This window comes from Rhodococcus sp. NyZ502, from assembly GCF_041464245.1.
GTDB lineage: Bacteria > Actinomycetota > Actinomycetes > Mycobacteriales > Mycobacteriaceae > Rhodococcus_F > Rhodococcus_F qingshengii.
Genome location: NZ_CP167156.1, coordinates 35,225 through 52,798, shown reverse-complemented (window position 1 = coordinate 52,798; position 17,574 = coordinate 35,225). Strand labels below are relative to the sequence as shown.

The window sequence follows — 17,574 nt, the reverse complement described above, 5'->3', positions numbered from 1 at the left end:
GGTCCGGTTGGCGAGGGTGGGCTAGGTGGCGAGCCCTTTTTGGGCTGCGGTACTGCGCTTGGTGTCGACGCGATTGCGCGCGAACATGGCAGTCCACATCGCGGCAACGACGAGGGCTATGGAGAGAGAAAATGCGGCCGCAAGTATGCCGAGCTGGGCTATGCCCGAGGTCTTCTCGTCCGTGATTACATTGAAACTCCCGAGCGTCAACGTGGGGACGGCGAGCGCCGCAACCATGGGCGGCAAATAGAACTTCAACCCGTCATCCGAGATGTAGAAGGCCCCGAACACCAGGAGATAGCTCGTCACTGCCAATACGATGATCGTGATAATCATTGGCCTTCTCCTTCACCCCTCAGGGCTTGTAGGTCTGTGAATTCTGTTCGTATGACGCAGATCCAAATCACTCGTTCGGCAACGAACGATCACGACGGAAGGTGGCGTAGCGATAAACGTAGGAAGCGCCCCCCGCGAGTGCGACGACACCGACTGCGGCCACGGCTCCCCAAAACAGGCCCAATACGCAGAAAGAAAGTGCCAGCACCATAACTGACCACCCCGCCCACAAAATCACTTCCTCCAGCGGTGACCCATCTAGAAGGATGATGAGGAGCAGCATTCCGAACAGCAAGAGAACCGCTACCGCTGTCAAAATCGTCATCACAGCATTTCCTCCTGTCCCATGCGGTTACTGCCGCCTGAGGTCGTGCATCGATAGCGCCGAGCACTGGAGAGCGACGTTGCACTCCATGTCCTCAGCGCTACCGATAGGCCCATGGTTTTGTTCTCCAGCATCCGAACTGCGCTCGGCAGTTTCAGTCGGGGATGGAGTCCGCGCGGGACTGGATCTTCTGGACGACTACAGCGCCGGCAGCGATGGCCGCGACGGCGAAGATTCCGGCGAGGATGACGTACTCGAGGGTGGACGGACCACGGTCCGAATTTTTACCGCCTGCACGCTGCAGAAGGCTGCCTGCGAGTGCGGCGACGAACATCATCGTGAGTGCGAGGTACGAGGTGATGGCAGCGCGGGTTGCGCGTCGGGTGGTGGTGATGGCCTTGGTGGTCATGGCGTGCTCCTTATTGGTGTGCTGGATGTGTAGCAGTTGTCCTGGACTGGATGAGTCCGGTCGATGGGTCCTTCTTTGTTTTGCCTGTTCAGAGGGCATTCCTTTCTTGTTGTTGGTTAGCCGCTGATGACGGTCACGGCCGGGATCAGGAGTAGTGCCATGAACAGGCCGGCGAGGCCGGCGAGGGGCATGGCGAGCTTCTCTGTTGCCTCGACGGCGGCGGACTGTTCAGCGGAGGTTTGTGCGGAACGCAGGCTGGCGGCTTTGGCTCGCAGTGAGGTGTAGACGCTGGCGCCTTTGTCGCCTGTCATCGTCATGATGTCTGCGAGGTCGCCGAGTTCTGCGAGTCCGAGCTGCTGAGAGACGCGAGTGAGGGCACTCCAGGGCGCTTCGCCGGAGCGGCCGGCTTCGTACAGTTCCTCGTCCAGTCGTAGGAACACCCAGCTGTCTCCGACTTGGGCGGCGATCTCGAGGGATTGCGTGGATCCGATTCCGCCTCGTCGGCATAGCGCGACCAGGTCGATGTAGGAGCTGAGGGCTTGTGCGAATTCGGCGCGAGCCGCAGCTGCGCGGCGCCGAATGTCGATGTCGGGAATCACGAAGAGGAAGACGGCGGTCGCGAGTGAGAGGATCGCCGGCATCGACCATGCCAATCCCAATCCGAACGCGGTCAGAACCAGATTCAGTATCGGGAAGATCAACAGACCGAAGAATGCCGCGACAAGTTTTTCGCCGAGTACGTGCGCCGGATCTTTGTGCAGCAGTGAGAGGTCCGATGTGGGGAGGGTGAGGAATCGGCTGTCTTGTAGGTAGGGATGTACGCGCAGGCCGAGCTTGTTGGCGAGCCCGTCGACGAGTGATGTCCCTGCTGTACTTGCCTTCTCCGGCGCGGGTCCGGACATCCTGGACATCACGTCGGTGAGGGCAGGTTGGGTTCGCAGGAAGTACAGGGCGACGAGATAGATGCCGATTGTGCCGACGCTGGTATAGACGATGATCGTCATGGTGATACTCATCGCTGCGCTCCTACAAGGTCAGTGCGTTCGACGCGGTCATTGGTTCCGATGAACCGCGGGTAGGTCGGCGGCTTGGTGGCTTGTTTCATCCAGTACAGATCTGCAGCGAAGAGCGTCAGCAGGATCAGTAGGACGATCTGCATGCCGCCTGAACGGTATGGCTCCATGAAATTCGTGAAGGCGAAAGCTGCAGCAAGGACGGCGATGGTGATGATGGTGACCCATTTGGCTTGTGTTCGAGTCGATTTGCGGTCCGCTTCGATGCGCCGGCGGCGGGCGACGGTATCGCCCACGTCTTCGGCGAGGCCTTCGAGAACATTGGCCAGACCGACACCACGCAGTTGCATGGCAAGGAGGAGGGCGCCGCAGATCTTATCTCCGACGCTGTCGTTGAGGTCGGATGCAAATCGTGTGACCGCTTCGGCCGGTGGGACATTGTTGCGGAGCCTGTTGATGAAGGCAGTGATCTCGTCTTTGAGCGTTTCCGGGATAGGAGTCGAGATGATGGTGTGTTCGATTCCGGAGCCAGCTCGCATGCTGCTCGACAAGTTGCGCGTCCATTCGTCCATCGCGGACAGACGGCGGATCTGGTGTTCCGCTTCCGGTCGGCTCAGGAGGTAGGGCAGACCCACGAGAAGGGCCGGGACGAGGAAGAGCGTGAAGAGCCATCCACTCAGGTAGTAGACGCTGGCACCTGCCACGATCCCTACCGCCAGGAGCATTTGGGTGGTCCCGGATATCTTTACTCTTTCGCCCTTACGTGGACGCTGCCGAGTGGGGGCTGTGGGATCGCGGCGGTCCCTCCACCCCAGGACAAGGCAGCCGACTCCCGCGCACAGAAGCAGGACGAGGAAAACGCCGATTTGCTGGTACATCATGCAGCTCCTTCGTCGTCGAAGAGTTCACGTTCTTCGTCGAAACTCCGAAGAGTGTCGGAGGGGAGGTTCAGTCTCTTGAATCCGCCGGCGAGAAGCTTGCGTAGCAGCGGCTGTGGGATGGTGCCGAATACCCCTGTGCCGTCGGAGTATCCGCGGTAGATGGTGGAAAAGCTGGGTAGCTTGTCGTCGCCAGGTTCGACGTAGACGACTTCGGAGACATACCGGACTGCGGTTGTGGTGCCTTCGCGGTTGACCCTGACCTTCGTCGCCAACTGAACGATCACATCGACGTGTTCTGCCAGCTGCCGTTCGATGTATTCCGCGGTGGCGTTCATCGGGGGCTCTTGGGCGAGGTTGGCGAGTCGGTCGATGACGCCGCGGGCGGTGTAGGCGTGGGTAGTGAAAAGGCCACCATTGGCTGTTTGGAGCGCCTTGACCAGGGCGAGGATCTCGTGGCCGGCGATTTCGCCGACTACGAGGTAGTCGAGTCCCTGGCGGACGAACTCATAGAGAATTGCGCTCAGGCTGAAGCCGCCGGCGAGCTGTCCGTCTGGACCGCGTTCGCCACCGCCCATGATCATTTCGGCGTCGACGACGAAGTCTCGCCGGCCGGGCAGTTCGTCGAGGAAGAGTTCTCGTTCGGTTTCGGCCACTCCGATTCGTGTGTGAACGGGGAGTGCGTTGGCGAGAGCGCGGGCGAATGTCGTTTTGCCGAAACCCATTCCGCCGCCGACGCCGGTCGACGCTCCGCCTCGCATGGCGCATCCGAGGATGTGCGCAAGTTCCGGAGGCATCATGTGGTGATCGAGCGATAGCTGCTCGAGGGTGATGTTGGTCAGGCGGTGGATGCGGATCGCGACGGAGGGCCGGATGGTGGTGTACCCCAGGACCGAAAGTCGATGGTTGCCTTGCATGTTGAGTCGAAGCGAGGGATTGATTCTGGAGAAGGGCCTGCCACCGTTATCGGCCCTGGATGCGAGCAGGCTCATCCACTCGAGAAGTTCGTCGCCGCTGTCGACGACGGAAGCTCGGTATTCGTAGTGTCCGTCGGGGTATTTGACGTATACGGCGTCACCGTTGAGGTAGATGTCGGTGATGTCGGGTTCTTCGACGAGATCTTGGAGGGGCCCGAGGCGGAACTGGGCGTCGAAGATCGCCTTGATGAGGGCATGTTCTTGGTCGAGGTTGAAGGCTTCGCCGCCGGAGCGGATCGTCTGTTGGACGTGGTTTTTCACCAATCCGGTGATTGTTTCTCGGCCGTATTCGCGTTCTTCGTCTTCGGTGAACGGCACGACGAGTTTGGTGTTCTTCGGATCGTTGAGCTCTCGGTCACGCTTGGTGCGGTGTTCGCGCAGTAGCTCGGCCGCTTCTCGCTGCAGGGCGCGGACGAGTTGTCGGTCGACCGCGATTTTCGGGGGCGTACTCCGCCGCGACCGCACGGCCTCGTCCGGAGGACTATGCCGTGGTGCTGGAGGTAGGTCGTGAAGGTGGTTGGTGCGGAAGAAATCAGCGGTCTCTGCCGACACCGGGGTTACTGGTTCGGGGGAAGCCGAGTGCTGATCGACGGAAGGAAGCGTCGCGGAGAAGAACGGGAGATCGGTGATGTTCTTGTGCGTACTCTGTGCTGTCTCGTCAGTTGTCATCGTCGGTCTCCTGTCACGGCGAGGCTGGACTTCCAGTCGGCCTGGTGGGTGGCCGCGAACTTTTCGATCTTGGGCCACGTGGTTCGGTGCAGCGCATGGAGATACAGCGATCGGCGGCGGCGCCACTTGGTCAGCACCTCGCCGTCGGAGAAGACCTTCGCGTCCTTCGAATCCGGGATGACGGCGATGACATCGAGTCCCGTGACCTTGGCTACTTCGTCGGCGTTGTACGGAGATTCACCGATGAGGATGAGTCCGAGGCTTGCCGTGGACTGTGTCGCTGACAGTTGTTGACGCAATCCGTTGATCGAAGCGCGCAGCGCCGCCAGTGCCGGACGGGTCGTGCGGGTAACGATGGCAATGGTCGTGGCGCTGACGATCATTTCGACAGGTGAGCCGTGTTGTCCGATCCGGCCGGCGTCGACGATGACGTTGGCATCGTCGACGGCAAGTCCTGCGAGATGGATTCCGAGTGGACTCCAGACGCCGCGCATTGCATCGACTTGAGCGGAATGTAGAAGGCCAGGGAGGACAGAGACCGTGGTGTCGGGGAAGGTGATCACCTCGGAGGCCAGCGCTGATTTGAGGCGTCCGTGGCGGTTGGCGTCGACGAGGTTGATCAATGATTTGTCGTGGTAGCGGCCGCCGAGGAGGTATCCGGCCAGCACGGGCGAGGATCCGATTGGATCAGCTTCGACCAAGAGCGTGTTCTTACTTGGTGAATTCAAGGCCAGAGCGAGTGCTGTCGTGGAGACTCCTGGTGCCCCGGATGCAGAGATGAGTGCGAGGTACATGGGAAATCACCGCACTCGGTTGTCGAGGACGATGGACACGCGCTTGGTCGCAGCCCGCGCGGCGACCCAGTTTGCTTCGGCTTCCGGGACCAGGAGGTTGAGAGTGGTTTCGCCCGCTTCCGCGATCGTGGTCGTCGAGTAGACCTGCGCCTTTGTGTTGATAGGTCCCGTAACCGGCGGGTCATCGCCTTCTCGGGGGGTGTCTACGACGCGAATCATGTCTCCGGGAAGAATTGCTTCCGACGGTAGGTGTGGGTATCCCACGGTGATGCCGACCATCGTCAAGCCTTCTCCGGGCACCACCTGGTCGGTGACGGCCGCGGGCATCAGCACTGTTCCTGCCGGCAATCGAGTGCCGGCACTCATTCCGATGACACGACCTCGTTCACCCGCCGAGAGGGCACCCAGGTCGGCGTCGACGTTGACGGTTTTCACCGCGAGGTCCTTCGATTCGATGATTTGGCCCTGTTGGACGTCGCGCGCGAGGACGAGAACGTCGGTCGTGGCGCGCATCGCGCTGACTGCGGCGAGCATGCCGATGACGGCGACGACGACAAGGGCGACGCCGATTGCAAGGTAGATCGGGCGTCTGCGCACTCGCGCGCGGGTAGTCAGGTCGGGTGGGCTATCCGGGTCTGCGCCGTTATGTGCTGGTTGTTTGTCACCGGACGAGCGGATGGAATCGATCTTTTTGGTCAGTAGGGATGCCATGTGTGGTGGTCCTTCACAGTGGACGAGTGGACAGGGTGGGCAGGTCGTACGGGGACAGTAGGTCGGGACCTGGACTGGCTGGCGCCAACTGCGCTGCAGAACGGTTTGCCTCGGCTTTTCGGTGGCGGTACGTTCGCCGCAATCCCTGTCAATCTTGGTGACAAATCTAAAAGCCAATCTGGATGGCATATTAGAAGGGTTGCGGCATGGTGTCTAGCGATGGACGGACCAATCCGATGAGCCGCAACGTCCTGCGCGGCTTCGATAAAGACGCATTCGCAGCTGCCCGAAAGGCAGCTCGGATGTCCCGTGGCGATGTCGCCCGCCTGGCGGACACGACCGCCGCGACCATCCGCAACTGGGAGATCGGCGCCGTGTCTCCTCAGATAGATTTCCTGGCCAGAGCCGCGAATGCGTTGAACATCCAAGTCGGCGACGTCGTCGTCACGGATCCAGAGGAGCGCTTTCTCAGTGACTATCGATGCTTGGTCGGACTTACCCAACCCCAGCTCGGCAAAGTGTGCGGGTTGACGACTACGACGATCACGCGCATCGAACGCGGTGAGATCGCCCTCACCGACAAGATCCAGACTGCTTTGGCGGAGGCGTTGGGGATTTCTGGGGAACAGGTGAATCGGGCGTACATGAAGGCCAAGCGGCGACCTCCTGGAACGCCTGCTTGAGCCTCGCCGTAAACGTGGCATGGCTATCCCCCTCTGGAGCAACTCCGAGGGTCTCCCCACCCCGGTGTTGACTCGCCTCCCTGCTGGTTTCACTCTCCTGCCTGCCACGCAGCTGTGAGTCTTTCGCGAAACAGCACAGCAGGTTTGTGTTACCGGCGCGAGTCTGGTCGGTACCACTAAAGAGTGTTACCTGCGAGTATTGACTTTTCGCCGTAGGTCAGCTTTTGGGTGTTTGTCTCGTTACAGATACTCACGAAAGGTCATGCATGGATACCGTCCGACCGCCCAACCTGGGCGATTACCTGCGCGCGTTGCGCACCAGATCCACACCGCAGCACCCGGACGGTCTGACGAGGAGCGAATTCGCGGCGAATATTTTCTGGAGCGTGAGCCATATCACGCAGATCGAACGTAACGAATCGCCGAACCCTTCAGTCAAATTTCTGGAAGCAGCATCACGGGAACTCGGCCTCGATCCGGCCCAGCGCCGACACCTGTACAACCTTGCTCGCCGCACTCAAACGGAACGGGAAACATCGACCACCCCGTGGACGATCGAGCAATACCGATCACTCATCACACCCGAGATGCGCACGGTCATCACAGCGCTCAATCCACATCTGGTGGCTTATCTGGATGAGCGATGGAATGTCATCGAATGCAACGCTGCCTATGATCGCGCCTTTCCAGGCCTTCTCGACGACGGCAATGTTTTGCGCTGGTTCTTCTCCACACCGCAGTCCAAGCAAGTCATGGTGGAGTGGGAAGCCGAGACGACCTTGACGGTGAACTGGTTCCGCGCATTGATGGGACGCTATTACAACCCTGAATGGGCGATCGAAACCCTGGAAGAACTGAGCAAGTTCCCTGCATTTCGGCGCCTGTGGGGCAAAGAGGATGTTCGATTCGGCCGACACCAGCCATTCATGCATCTGCGCGATGCCGACACCGGCGAGGAATACCGCGTTCATGTCCAGGTACACACGGAAATGCGTGGTGACTACCCCGTACAGATGTACCTAGGCGTGCGAATCCCGGGAACCGAATAGCTGCTCAAACTTCTACAGCCAGCCTGTTTCAACCATCGTCACGAAGGCCGCGATGGTCTCGTTCACGGGCTGCGGGTGGGTCCAATTGGCTGCGTGACCTGCGCCAGGAATGGTGAGGACTGGAACTGCGAGCGGTAAATGGTCGTACAACTGTTTTGCTTTGGCCGCAGGCGCGGACATGTCGTGTTCGCCACGGATGATCAACGCCGGCACCTCGATAGCACTCAACCGGTCGACGACATCGTCGCGTTCGATCAAGCACTCTGCGGCCGGTCGAATCGCTCGACGATCGCTTGTCGTCCATTTCTCGATCCACGGCGCCCACGACTCTCGCGAGTCACCGCCGATCAATTGTGGTGCCAGAGCTTCGACAAGCGGTTCGATCGGGGCATCGCTGCACCACTGATCGAACATGGCCTTGTATCCGGCTTTCTCGCCATCGGTGCAGGCAGATGCTTCGGTGTCGAGTAGCAGGAGCGCTTGGACTCTCTCGGGAGCGAGCAAAGCCGTCCGTAGCGCGGTGTAGCCGCCCTGCGACATTCCGCCGACGATTGCTGTCTCGATCTCGAGATCGTCGAGGACCGCCAGGGAGTCTCGAGCCAAATCCCAATACGTGAATGCGGCGCCGTGATCGGTTGTTCGTCCGTGTCTGCGCGAGTCCCAGGCAACCACCCTGACATTGCTGGCGAGGGCATCGATCTGCGGGGCGAACATCGACGAATCCATGAAGAATCCATGCCCGAGCAGCAGGACGGGCCCCTCTCCCCCACTGTCGGTGTAATAGATATCGGCGTCGGGCGTTCTCACGTTCGGCACGAACCCGATACTAGGGGTGACCTTTTCCGACCGGGGATTCGAGTCCGCTCACGTGCATACAACACGGGCGCGGTAGATTTTCAGGCTCCGTGGGAAGATCCAGGGCCTCTGCGGGGCGGCGTAGAAGGCGAGGTTTCGGCTAGTCCGGACCGCCGGTAAGTCCGTCGAACACGTCGACTATCCGTGTTCGCAGATTGGGTGAGCCCACATCAACCGAATGAAGTTGAGCCCCGCCAATGAATGTCGCGCACACCTGATCAGATAGTCGGTAGCTTGCGGGACGGTCGCTTATCTCGCCTGACTCTATGGAGCGGACAACCAATTCATCAATGCTCTTGTGCCACTTCATATATGCAGTTTTCCCGCCCGTAACGGATGGTTCGACAGTGAGAAGTAACCCAGCACGCAGGATGGGATCGGCATCGATACGGTGCGCCATCTCGCTGCAGAACCGCACCAGCTGGCGGTAGGGGGACCTATCACCAGCCTCTCCGAGAGCCACGTACTCGTCATTCACCATATTTGACCATCGTTCGATAACCTGTTGTGCCAGTTCCTCTTTGGAAGAGAAATGGAAATATATTGCACCTTTGGTCAGGTTCCCGTTTTCGATGATGGTGTTGATACTTGCCGCGGCAAATCCACAAGCATCGAACTGACGTGCGGCGGCGTCGACGATTTTCTCGCGAGTAATCCCCGCCCGTTTCTGCCGTCGCCTTCCTTTGACCGCGCCCCCGACGACGGATGGGCTGGGTGAACCGAAATGACCTGGACTCATCGGCTCTGATTGGACGACGGTTTCACGCATTCCCTCTCACTTTCAGCAGTGTCTTCTCGCTACATCCTGCAGAAACAACGGAAGCATTTGCAATCTGCCTATTGTCAGCGTTAGTGCGCGATTGTGCAGATCGGAGGCCTGACTGATCCGATTCTGTCCTCGCGACCCATTCTCCGATTGCAGTCAGAATCCAACTTCTGGACACCTCGCGGTCGACGGCCACCACCGATGTCAGCGCTTCGAATGCCAGCGTGACGGCGACCGAAAAATCAGGATGCGGAGTGTCCATTGCTTCCAGTGCGATGTCGTTGGCTGCGGAGAGCGCGAGGTGCAGGGCGTCTGCTGAGATCACCGCAGGGTCTTCTACCAGCGCTGTTGTGGATTGGTATGCCGATATCCAGACCTGCGGGTCTAGCGGATGCTGTGCTGCGGCGTGGCACATACGGGCAGCTTGCTCCAGTTCGGACATGACCGGCTCGGTCACGATGGGCGCGAGCCTGCCGGTTAACCCCCATTGCGAGTCGAGGAGATCGGCGAACCAGTGCCAGCGCATTGATTCCGGTGCGTCATCGAGAGCAAGCTCGACCGTTCCGGCAGCAAGACACATAACAGCGTCGCCGGGTGTCATGGTGTTGAGCGCGGAGGCGAATGTCGTGTTCATGAGCAGGTCCCGTCTGGGGTCTCGGGTCGAGACCGGAGATGTCTGTATATGAATAGAACGTGATGCGATTTTGTAATCCGCTGTCAAGAAACGCTTTTCAGCGTCCAATGGAGATCTTGCCGAGATGTACTTCAGCCGGTGTCGGCAATGTCGATCGGGCGCAAGTATCCCTGCGGTTGACTGCCACGGTTTACCTCTCGCCGCAGCTGACCATCCACCGGGCCGTATGTGAATGCCCTCCCGCCGGCCCCTGCGAAGAAGAGACCTCGCCGCCGCGAGGCGCGTGCGGGCGCCGATGGCGAGCGCAGCATTGCATCGTCTACATGTTGATTTGGCTTGATGGATCGATCAATCGGATTGGGACGCAGTATGTCTCGGCTGGATGTGTGGCGGGAAATGCCGCCAGGGCCTACACGGGGGCACCGCGTACTCAGAGTGCGCAGCATGTGGCGCGGCGGGCGGAGCGGTGTCGCGCCATTCCTATGTCCCGACCGAGAACCAGACAACTGGACTCGTTCGACCCTCCGGTTGAGCGCGGCGGACGCGCGAGCGCTCGATGTCGCATCTTCCAGCAATTCCTCGTCGAGCGAGATCGGTTCCAGCTCCCGACCCGACAGGGGCTCGACAGGAGACAGTTCGTCGGATTCTTCGCGAACACCAAGGACTTCAGCGGCCGTTTCCTGTGGGCCACTCTCTTCTGTCGATGAATCGCTGTTGGCCGCTGCATCACGTGCAAGTGCGCGCCGGTAGCGGCTCAATTCGGTGACTGCCGAGTCGTATTTGATGGAAAGCCGTGCCGCGAGCTCGGAAGGAGACCAACCTCGTTCGAACGCAATGCGCACGATCTCGCGTCGCTCGCAGAGGCGTAGCGGCAACTGCTCCCCACCGAGCCGGCGGATCACGACTGCCTCGTCAACGGGAACACCTCCCCCACCGTGTCGCGGTTGAACTCGTTCCTGACTCCGCGCCTTGGGGTTGTCGATTTCGTCGTCGTCCCACCCGAGCGGCGGCACGATGCCATCCGCGCGTGATCGGTCACGAATTTCGGCATCCGGGCCCGGGTGCATGGACAGCTCGTCGTAGATACCGGCGATCGCCTTCCATAGCCCACTGGAGATGAGGCTCTTGGTCGGCATGCCAGTGACGACGTCGATGTCGACGCCGAGACGAGCTGCCAGGAGACCGTCTCCATAGCCCATTGCGTTGAGTGCACGCAGACGTCGGTGTGCTCCCACCGCCGGCGTGAGATCGCGGCCGCGGCTGGGGCGGAAGGTGATTGAAAGGACGGCGTCGACGACACGTTGTGGTGCTGACGTCGTGGAAGTCTTGCGCAACGCCCGGATGATTTCGACGGGCAGTGATGCAAGTTGAGCGATCAGCTCGGTTGTCATTCCGGCGCACATCAGAGCGTTGACGTGGTAGCGAACGTCTGCGAGGTCGACTGATGTATCGACGTGACGGGCAGGTGTCCAAGCCTGCCCGTCACGTCCCCCTGAACCCGATTGTCGCGATGTCTGGAACCACCCGTCGTCGCGACTGGGTGTAGTAGACCGGGCGGGGATTCCGGCTGTATTCAGTCTAGCTACCGACGCTTGGCGTGCAGAGGAACGGCAGCCGCGTCGGCTGCTGGAGATTTCGGACGTGCGTTGTGGTGCTGCGGTGCTGGTGGTCATCGGAAGCTCTTTTCCGTTAGCGGCTGGTCAGGCCGCATGTACGTGTGAACAGTTCGTACTCGAGCGCACCGGGTGGTCGAGAACAGCGAATGGTCGCTGGTTGAGGCCGTTCTGGTGTTTATCACTGGAATCTAAACCCGGTATGCAACGATGGTATCTACATCTTCAATAGGATGTCCAGCGATGAACGGACAATCCAGGTGAGACTGCCTTTGAACGGCTTCCAGCCGAAGGCCCTCGAAAAGGCTCGAACCGCGGCCAAGATCAGCCGTGGCGACCTCTCCCGCGCAATCGGCGTGGACCCGACCACCGTTCACAATTGGGAAACCGAACGATCGCAACCGTCGCCTGACCATCTGGCGCGCGCCGCTGAGCAACTCGGCATCCCTCTTGATCAACTGATCGTCGTGCCAGAGAAGAACAGGACGATCGCTGACCTGCGCAATCTCGCGGGAATGACCCAGAAGGATATCGCCGGCCGCACAGGCCTGAGCACCACGACGATCGGCAGGATCGAGCGCGGCGAAGGGACTCTCGCCGATCGCCACGCCACCGCACTGGGCGAGGCTCTGCATGTGGAGATCCAGACGATCCGTGCCGCGTTCATCCGAGCCCGAACCAGACCTCTCCGCCCCCTTCCCAAGACCAGCTAGCGCGCATCCCGGACCTGCGAGTTTCCTCACCCTTGATCACCCACTCGCAGCCGCTGCTGACGACGACGATCAACTGCCTGGCGTAAGCCGCTGACCGCCAGGGCTACCGCTACCGCAAGCACTGCGGCCACGACGATGAGCCGGCGGATATCGAGGCCAGCGCCTTCCGCTCCAGGAAGGGCCAGCAAGGGCGATTCCGCTGCGGCGATGATCATGTTGTGTTCGAGAAGCCAGGCCGTGGCCCTTGCCGACATGGCCGGCATGGCGCCGACGACGATCCCGAAGATCAGTGGGGCTGCCATCAGCAGGGACATCTGATCCGCGTCAGACAGTCCTGCCGCGTTCGCCGTACCCGCGGTGGGCCGCTGGGGTTCTGACTGGCTCTCGAACATGACCGATCTCCTCGTGTCGCCGGAATTGGGCTTCTACGAGTAGGAAGATCCGGTCGAGACGTCCTGTGTGACACGAGTCGGCAAACAAATTTCGGCCCCTGGGCGGCGCACGTGACGGGCAGGTGATTGACACGCTTTCGGTCTGCGTCCGATGCGGGGCAGTATCACTAAAACTCCGTTTTGGGTCGTCGATAATTACACCTAGAGTGATATTATTGGTGCATGAAAGGTGATGATCGATTCCTGGCGCTGGCTGACCTCGCCCAGGACCAGTGGGGTATGTTCACCTCAGCGCAGGCCGCCGAGTCGGGCGTAAGTGCGCAACACCTCAAGCGGTTGGCAGACCGATTCATCCTCACCCGCATCAGACATGGCGTGTACCGGCTGACAGGGACGCCGATTCACCCCACCGATCACGTGCGCGCCCAGTGGCTTGCACTCGACCCGACACGCTCGGCGACAGAGCGCATCGGCAGTGCCGATCCCCGCGGGGTCGCCTCTCATCGAACGGCTGCCGACTTGAGACAACTCGGCGACATCGATGCTGACATTGCAGAGTTCACCGTTCCGCGCCGGCGCAACACACGTAGCGACGGAGTCCGTTTCCACGTCGCCACGCTGGACCCCACACACTGGTCTCTACTCGATGGCCTGCCCGTCACGACGACAGCAAGGACGATCGTCGACCTCGCATCTTCTCGAACAGACGGTGGACACCTCGCTGGCGTGGTGTGGGATGCATTGCGCACCGATCAGGTCTCGCGGGGGCAGTTGGAGTCCGAACTGCGCCCATTTGCGCACCTCTACGGCGCACCCCTCGGTGACGGAGCAGGGTTGATCGCCGCCCTCATCGACGATGTCGCCGCCTCGGACCTGAGGTCCGCACCGACCGATACGAGAGCCTCTCGCCAGGAGGAAGCCGCTGGCGAGGTCGGGCACGGTCCCGGCGTCCTGAATATTCTGCGTGATCCCGCCCTGCCCGCCGCACTTCGCGCGCTGCGTAAACAAGGAATCGTATAGTGGCACAACACTATCCGTCGGCAGCAGCATTTCACCGGGCACTGCTGGCACGCCTGGGAAGCCAGGCAAAGACATCCGGTCGCACGACTGAGGAACTTCAACGCGAGTACTTCACCCAGCGGTTCCTGGCGAGGGTGTTCTCGTCACCTGATTCGCGGTGGATCCTCACCGGAGGCGGTGGAATGCTCGTTCGCATCCCTGGGGCCCGTCACAGCCAAGACGTCGATCTGCTTCATCCCGGAACAGACATCATCGGTGCCGTCGACGAACTACGAGCTCTAAGCGTCCGCCCGGACCTGGACCGGTTCACTTTCGAGATCGAGGCGAAAGGATCACTGACCGGCGTCAGTCGGGGTGCTCAATTGAAAGCAACCGTTTATCTCGGCACTACGCGCGTAGGAAACTTTCCGATCGACATTGCGATCGAACGCACCTTGATCGGACCGGTGGAACGACTACAGCCCCGCCCTGCCGTCGAGATCGCAGACGTCTCGACGCTGCCGGCCTTCACGGTCGTACCTATCGCTGACCAGATCGCTGACAAACTGTGCGCGATGTACGAACTTCACGGGCCTCAGAAGGTCACTCCCTCAACGCGATTCCGTGATCTCGTTGATCTGCTACTCATCATCACCTCATGCACGGTCGACGCCAAAGACACTGTGAACGCACTACGGGCCCAACAAACCCGCCGCGTGCTCACACTCCCCCACACGCTTGCATCTCCCGGGCCGAGCTGGGCCGCCGGCTATCGTGCACTCGCGTCGAAGACATCGTTGAAATCCGAGCTTCATACGCTCGACGACGCACTCGCCGAGCTCAGCCGTGCACTGTCTCCATTGCTGTCGGGGCGGAGATCCACAGGGACATGGGACCCCGCCGCGCGGCAGTGGGTGCCGGCCGAGCTCGACTGAGGTCACACCAGTTCAGGTACCTGAACAGGCTTGCGGATCGAGACGTAGGAACTGTCCGGAATCGCAAGATCGCCCACCTCGTCGGTGTCACTGCGCCAGGTCAACGAGAGCAACGAGTCTTCGATGATGTCGGGCTCGGGTTCGGTGTCGACAACGACCCACTCGTCGGTGTCCTCCATCAACAACAGATCACCCAGTGCCACGTCAGCGGCGCGAACATCCTGGACAGGTCCGTATTGGTCCTCGTGTTCGTCTCCACTGGCGAATGCATAGTCCGATTCCTCGCTTAGAGCCGCATCATCGACCGCCTCCTTGACGACGGTGAGTCTGGTTCGGGTCTGGTCGAGGTTCGACTGTTCTGTTCGGATTGCAGGATCGGCCAGTTTGTCGAGAAACGCCGCCGCAGCTGCGGGATCGTTTTTCGCGAGCGTCGGTCTGCGGTAGGTGTCGAGGTCGACGAAGTCCGCCATCGCTGGTCGCTTCGTCGGAGTTTCGGGCGCCCCCAACAGACCCAACAATGCGGTCGGCGATGCGATTCGGCGATCGGTATCGCGGTTCATCCGTGCTCGCTTGAGTACCGGGTCGAGGTCGGGCCGGTCACTGGCAAGGACCCAGTCAGCGGCGACGTAGTCGAAATAGGTCAAAGGTGCGGGTTCTGACGTTTCGTCGGAGGCGTCGATGTCCGGGAGAGATTCCGGAGGAACGATCAGCAACCGCGGGTGTCTGGTCACCGGTGGCCGGAGCCTGTCGAGGAGATCGGCGTCCGGAGTACCGTCACGGGTCTTTCGTGGATCCGGCACGCGGTAGCACTGGATTTCGAGCGGCTGATAGTTGTCGGTGACAGTGGTGCCTCGCCCGCGGCACTTGCGCGGAACGCTCGTGCCGATCGTCGGAGACTGCCACATCATGGTGGCCGCTTGAGGTGAGAGCCGTCCCATGGAGATGCGCATCGCGAAGTTGTCGCGCATGTCGCCGAGGAAGTAGATCGCGTCGGGACGCTGAGTACCGAAGACCAGATGCACTCGCGAGGTACGCGCTTTGCGTGCCATCGACGCCAGCATGGCGAGCACCGGTGGTTGTCTCGGGCCGCCTTTCGGTTTGACCGAGGTGTACCAGTCTTCGACATTGCCGCGGAATTCCGCCCACTCGTCGAGGAACACCAGCACCGGTTCGAAATCCGCTTCCGTTGCCTCGCCGGTGACGATCTTCTGGTAGCGGTACTCCATCAAGTCGCGTGCACGATGCACCATCGCAACTTGCTGCTCGATGGTCGTGGCGACCACTTGGACGTTGGGCCAGTCCTGGAAGCCGAGGAATTCGACATATTTTCCATCGAGCACCCAGATCGGCCATCCGCGGCGCGAGAAGTTGACCAACAGGTTGTGTGCCGTCACTGTCTTGCCGCTACCGGGAGGTCCGATCAGCATCAGATTCGGATCGATCGCGGGGCGCCACACCACCTCGTTGCCGTCTTCGTCGACCCCGTAGGGGATCTCCACTGAGTCGTAGCTGGCCAACAAATCGACATCCGGGTCGATGTCCGGGGCGGGCAGCCAAACGCTGTCGGGGAACGCAGCACGTTGCTCGAACGTCACCTCGTCCGTGTGATGGTTCCACTTTGCACGCCAGCGTCCGGGGAACATCGCATTGATCGCGCGTTCGACACGAGTGCGATAGCCATCAGACACGAGCTTCGATCCGATTTCGTGCCGCACCATCATGGAGGTGACTTCACCTGTCTTGGTATCGACATCAATCGCAGTCACTGTTGCGGTCGGTCCCAGCAGTTGCCCGACATAGCGTTTTGCACGCGCCACCGCTTCACTGTCAGAGGGCTCTCGTTCCGGCTCCGCTGCGGGCGTGAAGATCAACCGCCGACGGTTGGGATCGTGCTCGGCGAGTGCAAAGAACCCCCACCCCTGGTCTTCGAAAACCTCGCAAATGTCGTCGAACCATGTGTCGTCGTTCAGCGGCTGCGCCGACGTGTAATACACGGTGAGTTTTCCCGGCACGCCCGGAGTCCCTCCGCTCCACTTCGATACCGACAACACCGCCCGCGTCGCTTCCGGGATTCCCATGACTGGGCAGAGTCGTTCGATTACTTCGTCGACCTCGACATCGCGCAGTTGTTTTTTCTTCCCCGCGACTCCGGCGTACACCGCGCCTATCGACAGTCCTGCGGCCGCCGGAACTGACAAGGCGGCATACCCGAACAGCGGCGCCCCGGCGCCGACACCCACTGCCGCGCTTCCGAGGCAGAAGCTGTCGCGAACCCAAGTCCGCGACCGCGCCGGCAGTGAACTTATGCGAGGGGTACGAGCGAATCTGGCGGGAGCCTTTTCCTGCGCAGGACTCGTCATCGCCGACCCCCGATCACCCGACGGCGATCGAATCCGGTCTGCATCTGCATGGCGCTCCTCCTGTGGTCGGCCAACCGCGCGCACGCGCAGTTGCCTCGAATGGTTCTTCTACTCGCAGGAAGATCCCGCCAACCCGAGCTGAGTGACATCGCGGCCGAAGAAATCTCTCTCCACTTTCACTCAAGCCGGAACAGCTACGTGTAAATCCGACACCGCCCCGCATCAGATGCACCACGAGTGAGATGTTCATGGGAGGCATCCCATGGCACTCCCACGGCAACTCCCCTTCGCGGAACTCGTAGAACAACTCGCGCTCACATCAATAGCGAAATGACACCGTCACCCCTTGACACGTGGGTTACGCTCCGAACAGCGCAACGAAGTGAGCATGGATCGGAGCGACCCCCCCGCGTAGGGGATAAATTCTCTCCCCGGCAACTACACCGATTCGCGCTGCTCAGCA

Annotated in this window: 19 protein-coding genes; 5 read left to right on the top strand and 14 right to left on the bottom strand. The window is 60.7% G+C overall.

All coding sequences use genetic code 11. The features are described 5' to 3' along the window. Positions 1-21: 21 nt before the first annotated feature. From ACBG85_RS29235 to ACBG85_RS29200, 8 genes are all read right to left on the bottom strand, one after another. Positions 22-336, bottom strand: coding sequence for a hypothetical protein (locus ACBG85_RS29235; RefSeq protein ID WP_125053254.1), 315 nt, complete (start codon positions 334-336; stop codon positions 22-24). Positions 337-403: 67 nt separating this feature from the next. Then, complete coding sequence (locus tag ACBG85_RS29230; RefSeq protein ID WP_241199220.1) at positions 404-661, bottom strand: hypothetical protein; 258 nt, start codon at positions 659-661, stop codon at positions 404-406. Positions 662-815: 154 nt separating this feature from the next. Next, the gene (locus tag ACBG85_RS29225; protein ID WP_125053257.1) at positions 816-1,070 is read right to left on the bottom strand and encodes a hypothetical protein; all 255 of its coding nucleotides are present in this window, start codon (positions 1,068-1,070) and stop codon (positions 816-818) included. A gap of 116 nt (positions 1,071-1,186) precedes the next feature. After that, positions 1,187-2,086: a type II secretion system F family protein gene (locus ACBG85_RS29220; RefSeq protein ID WP_218694655.1), complete on the bottom strand. Its 900-nt coding sequence runs from the start codon at positions 2,084-2,086 to the stop codon at positions 1,187-1,189. Then, entirely contained in the window at positions 2,083-2,964 is an 882-nt protein-coding gene (locus tag ACBG85_RS29215) for a type II secretion system F family protein (RefSeq protein WP_225320446.1), read from the bottom strand. The genes ACBG85_RS29220 and ACBG85_RS29215 overlap by 4 nt, the downstream gene beginning before the upstream one ends. Then, entirely contained in the window at positions 2,961-4,607 is a 1,647-nt protein-coding gene (locus ACBG85_RS29210; protein WP_125053261.1) for an ATPase, T2SS/T4P/T4SS family, read from the bottom strand. The genes ACBG85_RS29215 and ACBG85_RS29210 overlap by 4 nt, the downstream gene beginning before the upstream one ends. Continuing rightward, the gene (locus ACBG85_RS29205; RefSeq protein ID WP_011331693.1) at positions 4,604-5,401 is read right to left on the bottom strand and encodes a hypothetical protein; all 798 of its coding nucleotides are present in this window, start codon (positions 5,399-5,401) and stop codon (positions 4,604-4,606) included. The genes ACBG85_RS29210 and ACBG85_RS29205 overlap by 4 nt, the downstream gene beginning before the upstream one ends. Positions 5,402-5,407: 6 nt before the next feature. Then, positions 5,408-6,112, bottom strand: a complete 705-nt coding sequence (locus ACBG85_RS29200; protein WP_125053263.1) for an SAF domain-containing protein — start codon at positions 6,110-6,112, stop codon at positions 5,408-5,410. Positions 6,113-6,318: 206 nt separating this feature from the next. Between ACBG85_RS29200 and ACBG85_RS29195 the strand changes: the two genes are divergently transcribed. After that, complete coding sequence (locus tag ACBG85_RS29195) at positions 6,319-6,795, top strand: helix-turn-helix transcriptional regulator (RefSeq protein WP_125053265.1); 477 nt, start codon at positions 6,319-6,321, stop codon at positions 6,793-6,795. 266 nt (positions 6,796-7,061) lie between these two features. After that, positions 7,062-7,844: a helix-turn-helix domain-containing protein gene (locus tag ACBG85_RS29190; protein WP_125053267.1), complete on the top strand. Its 783-nt coding sequence runs from the start codon at positions 7,062-7,064 to the stop codon at positions 7,842-7,844. A 12-nt stretch (positions 7,845-7,856) separates the two neighbouring features. Here the strand turns inward: ACBG85_RS29190 and ACBG85_RS29185 are convergent, their stop codons facing one another. The 4 genes from ACBG85_RS29185 to ACBG85_RS29170 form a co-directional block, all read right to left on the bottom strand. After that, positions 7,857-8,660 (bottom strand): alpha/beta fold hydrolase, encoded by an 804-nt coding sequence (locus ACBG85_RS29185; RefSeq protein ID WP_125053269.1) that lies wholly within the window; start codon positions 8,658-8,660, stop codon positions 7,857-7,859. Positions 8,661-8,799: 139 nt separating this feature from the next. Continuing rightward, positions 8,800-9,468, bottom strand: a complete 669-nt coding sequence (locus ACBG85_RS29180; RefSeq protein WP_256933098.1) for a TetR/AcrR family transcriptional regulator — start codon at positions 9,466-9,468, stop codon at positions 8,800-8,802. Further along, on the bottom strand, positions 9,461-10,099 hold the full coding sequence (locus ACBG85_RS29175; protein ID WP_182262187.1) for a hypothetical protein: 639 nt from the start codon (positions 10,097-10,099) through the stop codon (positions 9,461-9,463). Before ACBG85_RS29175 ends, ACBG85_RS29180 begins: the two co-directional genes overlap by 8 nt. 131 nt (positions 10,100-10,230) lie before the next feature. Beyond that, positions 10,231-11,772, bottom strand: coding sequence for a hypothetical protein (locus ACBG85_RS29170; RefSeq protein WP_182262166.1), 1,542 nt, complete (start codon positions 11,770-11,772; stop codon positions 10,231-10,233). A gap of 173 nt (positions 11,773-11,945) precedes the next feature. Here ACBG85_RS29170 and ACBG85_RS29165 point away from each other — a divergent pair, with 173 nt between their 5' ends. After that, positions 11,946-12,425: a helix-turn-helix transcriptional regulator gene (locus ACBG85_RS29165; RefSeq protein WP_011331701.1), complete on the top strand. Its 480-nt coding sequence runs from the start codon at positions 11,946-11,948 to the stop codon at positions 12,423-12,425. Positions 12,426-12,451: 26 nt separating this feature from the next. Here the strand turns inward: ACBG85_RS29165 and ACBG85_RS29160 are convergent, their stop codons facing one another. Beyond that, positions 12,452-12,817 (bottom strand): hypothetical protein, encoded by a 366-nt coding sequence (locus ACBG85_RS29160; protein ID WP_182262167.1) that lies wholly within the window; start codon positions 12,815-12,817, stop codon positions 12,452-12,454. A 222-nt stretch (positions 12,818-13,039) separates the two neighbouring features. On the opposite strand from ACBG85_RS29160, the gene ACBG85_RS29155 reads away from it, so the two are divergent. Together ACBG85_RS29155 and ACBG85_RS29150 are read left to right on the top strand one after the other, a co-directional pair. After that, complete coding sequence (locus ACBG85_RS29155; RefSeq protein WP_125053277.1) at positions 13,040-13,837, top strand: type IV toxin-antitoxin system AbiEi family antitoxin domain-containing protein; 798 nt, start codon at positions 13,040-13,042, stop codon at positions 13,835-13,837. Continuing rightward, positions 13,837-14,751: a nucleotidyl transferase AbiEii/AbiGii toxin family protein gene (locus ACBG85_RS29150; protein ID WP_182262168.1), complete on the top strand. Its 915-nt coding sequence runs from the start codon at positions 13,837-13,839 to the stop codon at positions 14,749-14,751. The genes ACBG85_RS29155 and ACBG85_RS29150 overlap by 1 nt, the downstream gene beginning before the upstream one ends. A gap of 2 nt (positions 14,752-14,753) precedes the next feature. Here ACBG85_RS29150 and ACBG85_RS29145 read toward each other — a convergent pair whose 3' ends face one another. Next, complete coding sequence (locus tag ACBG85_RS29145; protein ID WP_225320448.1) at positions 14,754-17,111, bottom strand: FtsK/SpoIIIE domain-containing protein; 2,358 nt, start codon at positions 17,109-17,111, stop codon at positions 14,754-14,756. Between the last annotated feature and the right edge of the window lie 463 nt (positions 17,112-17,574).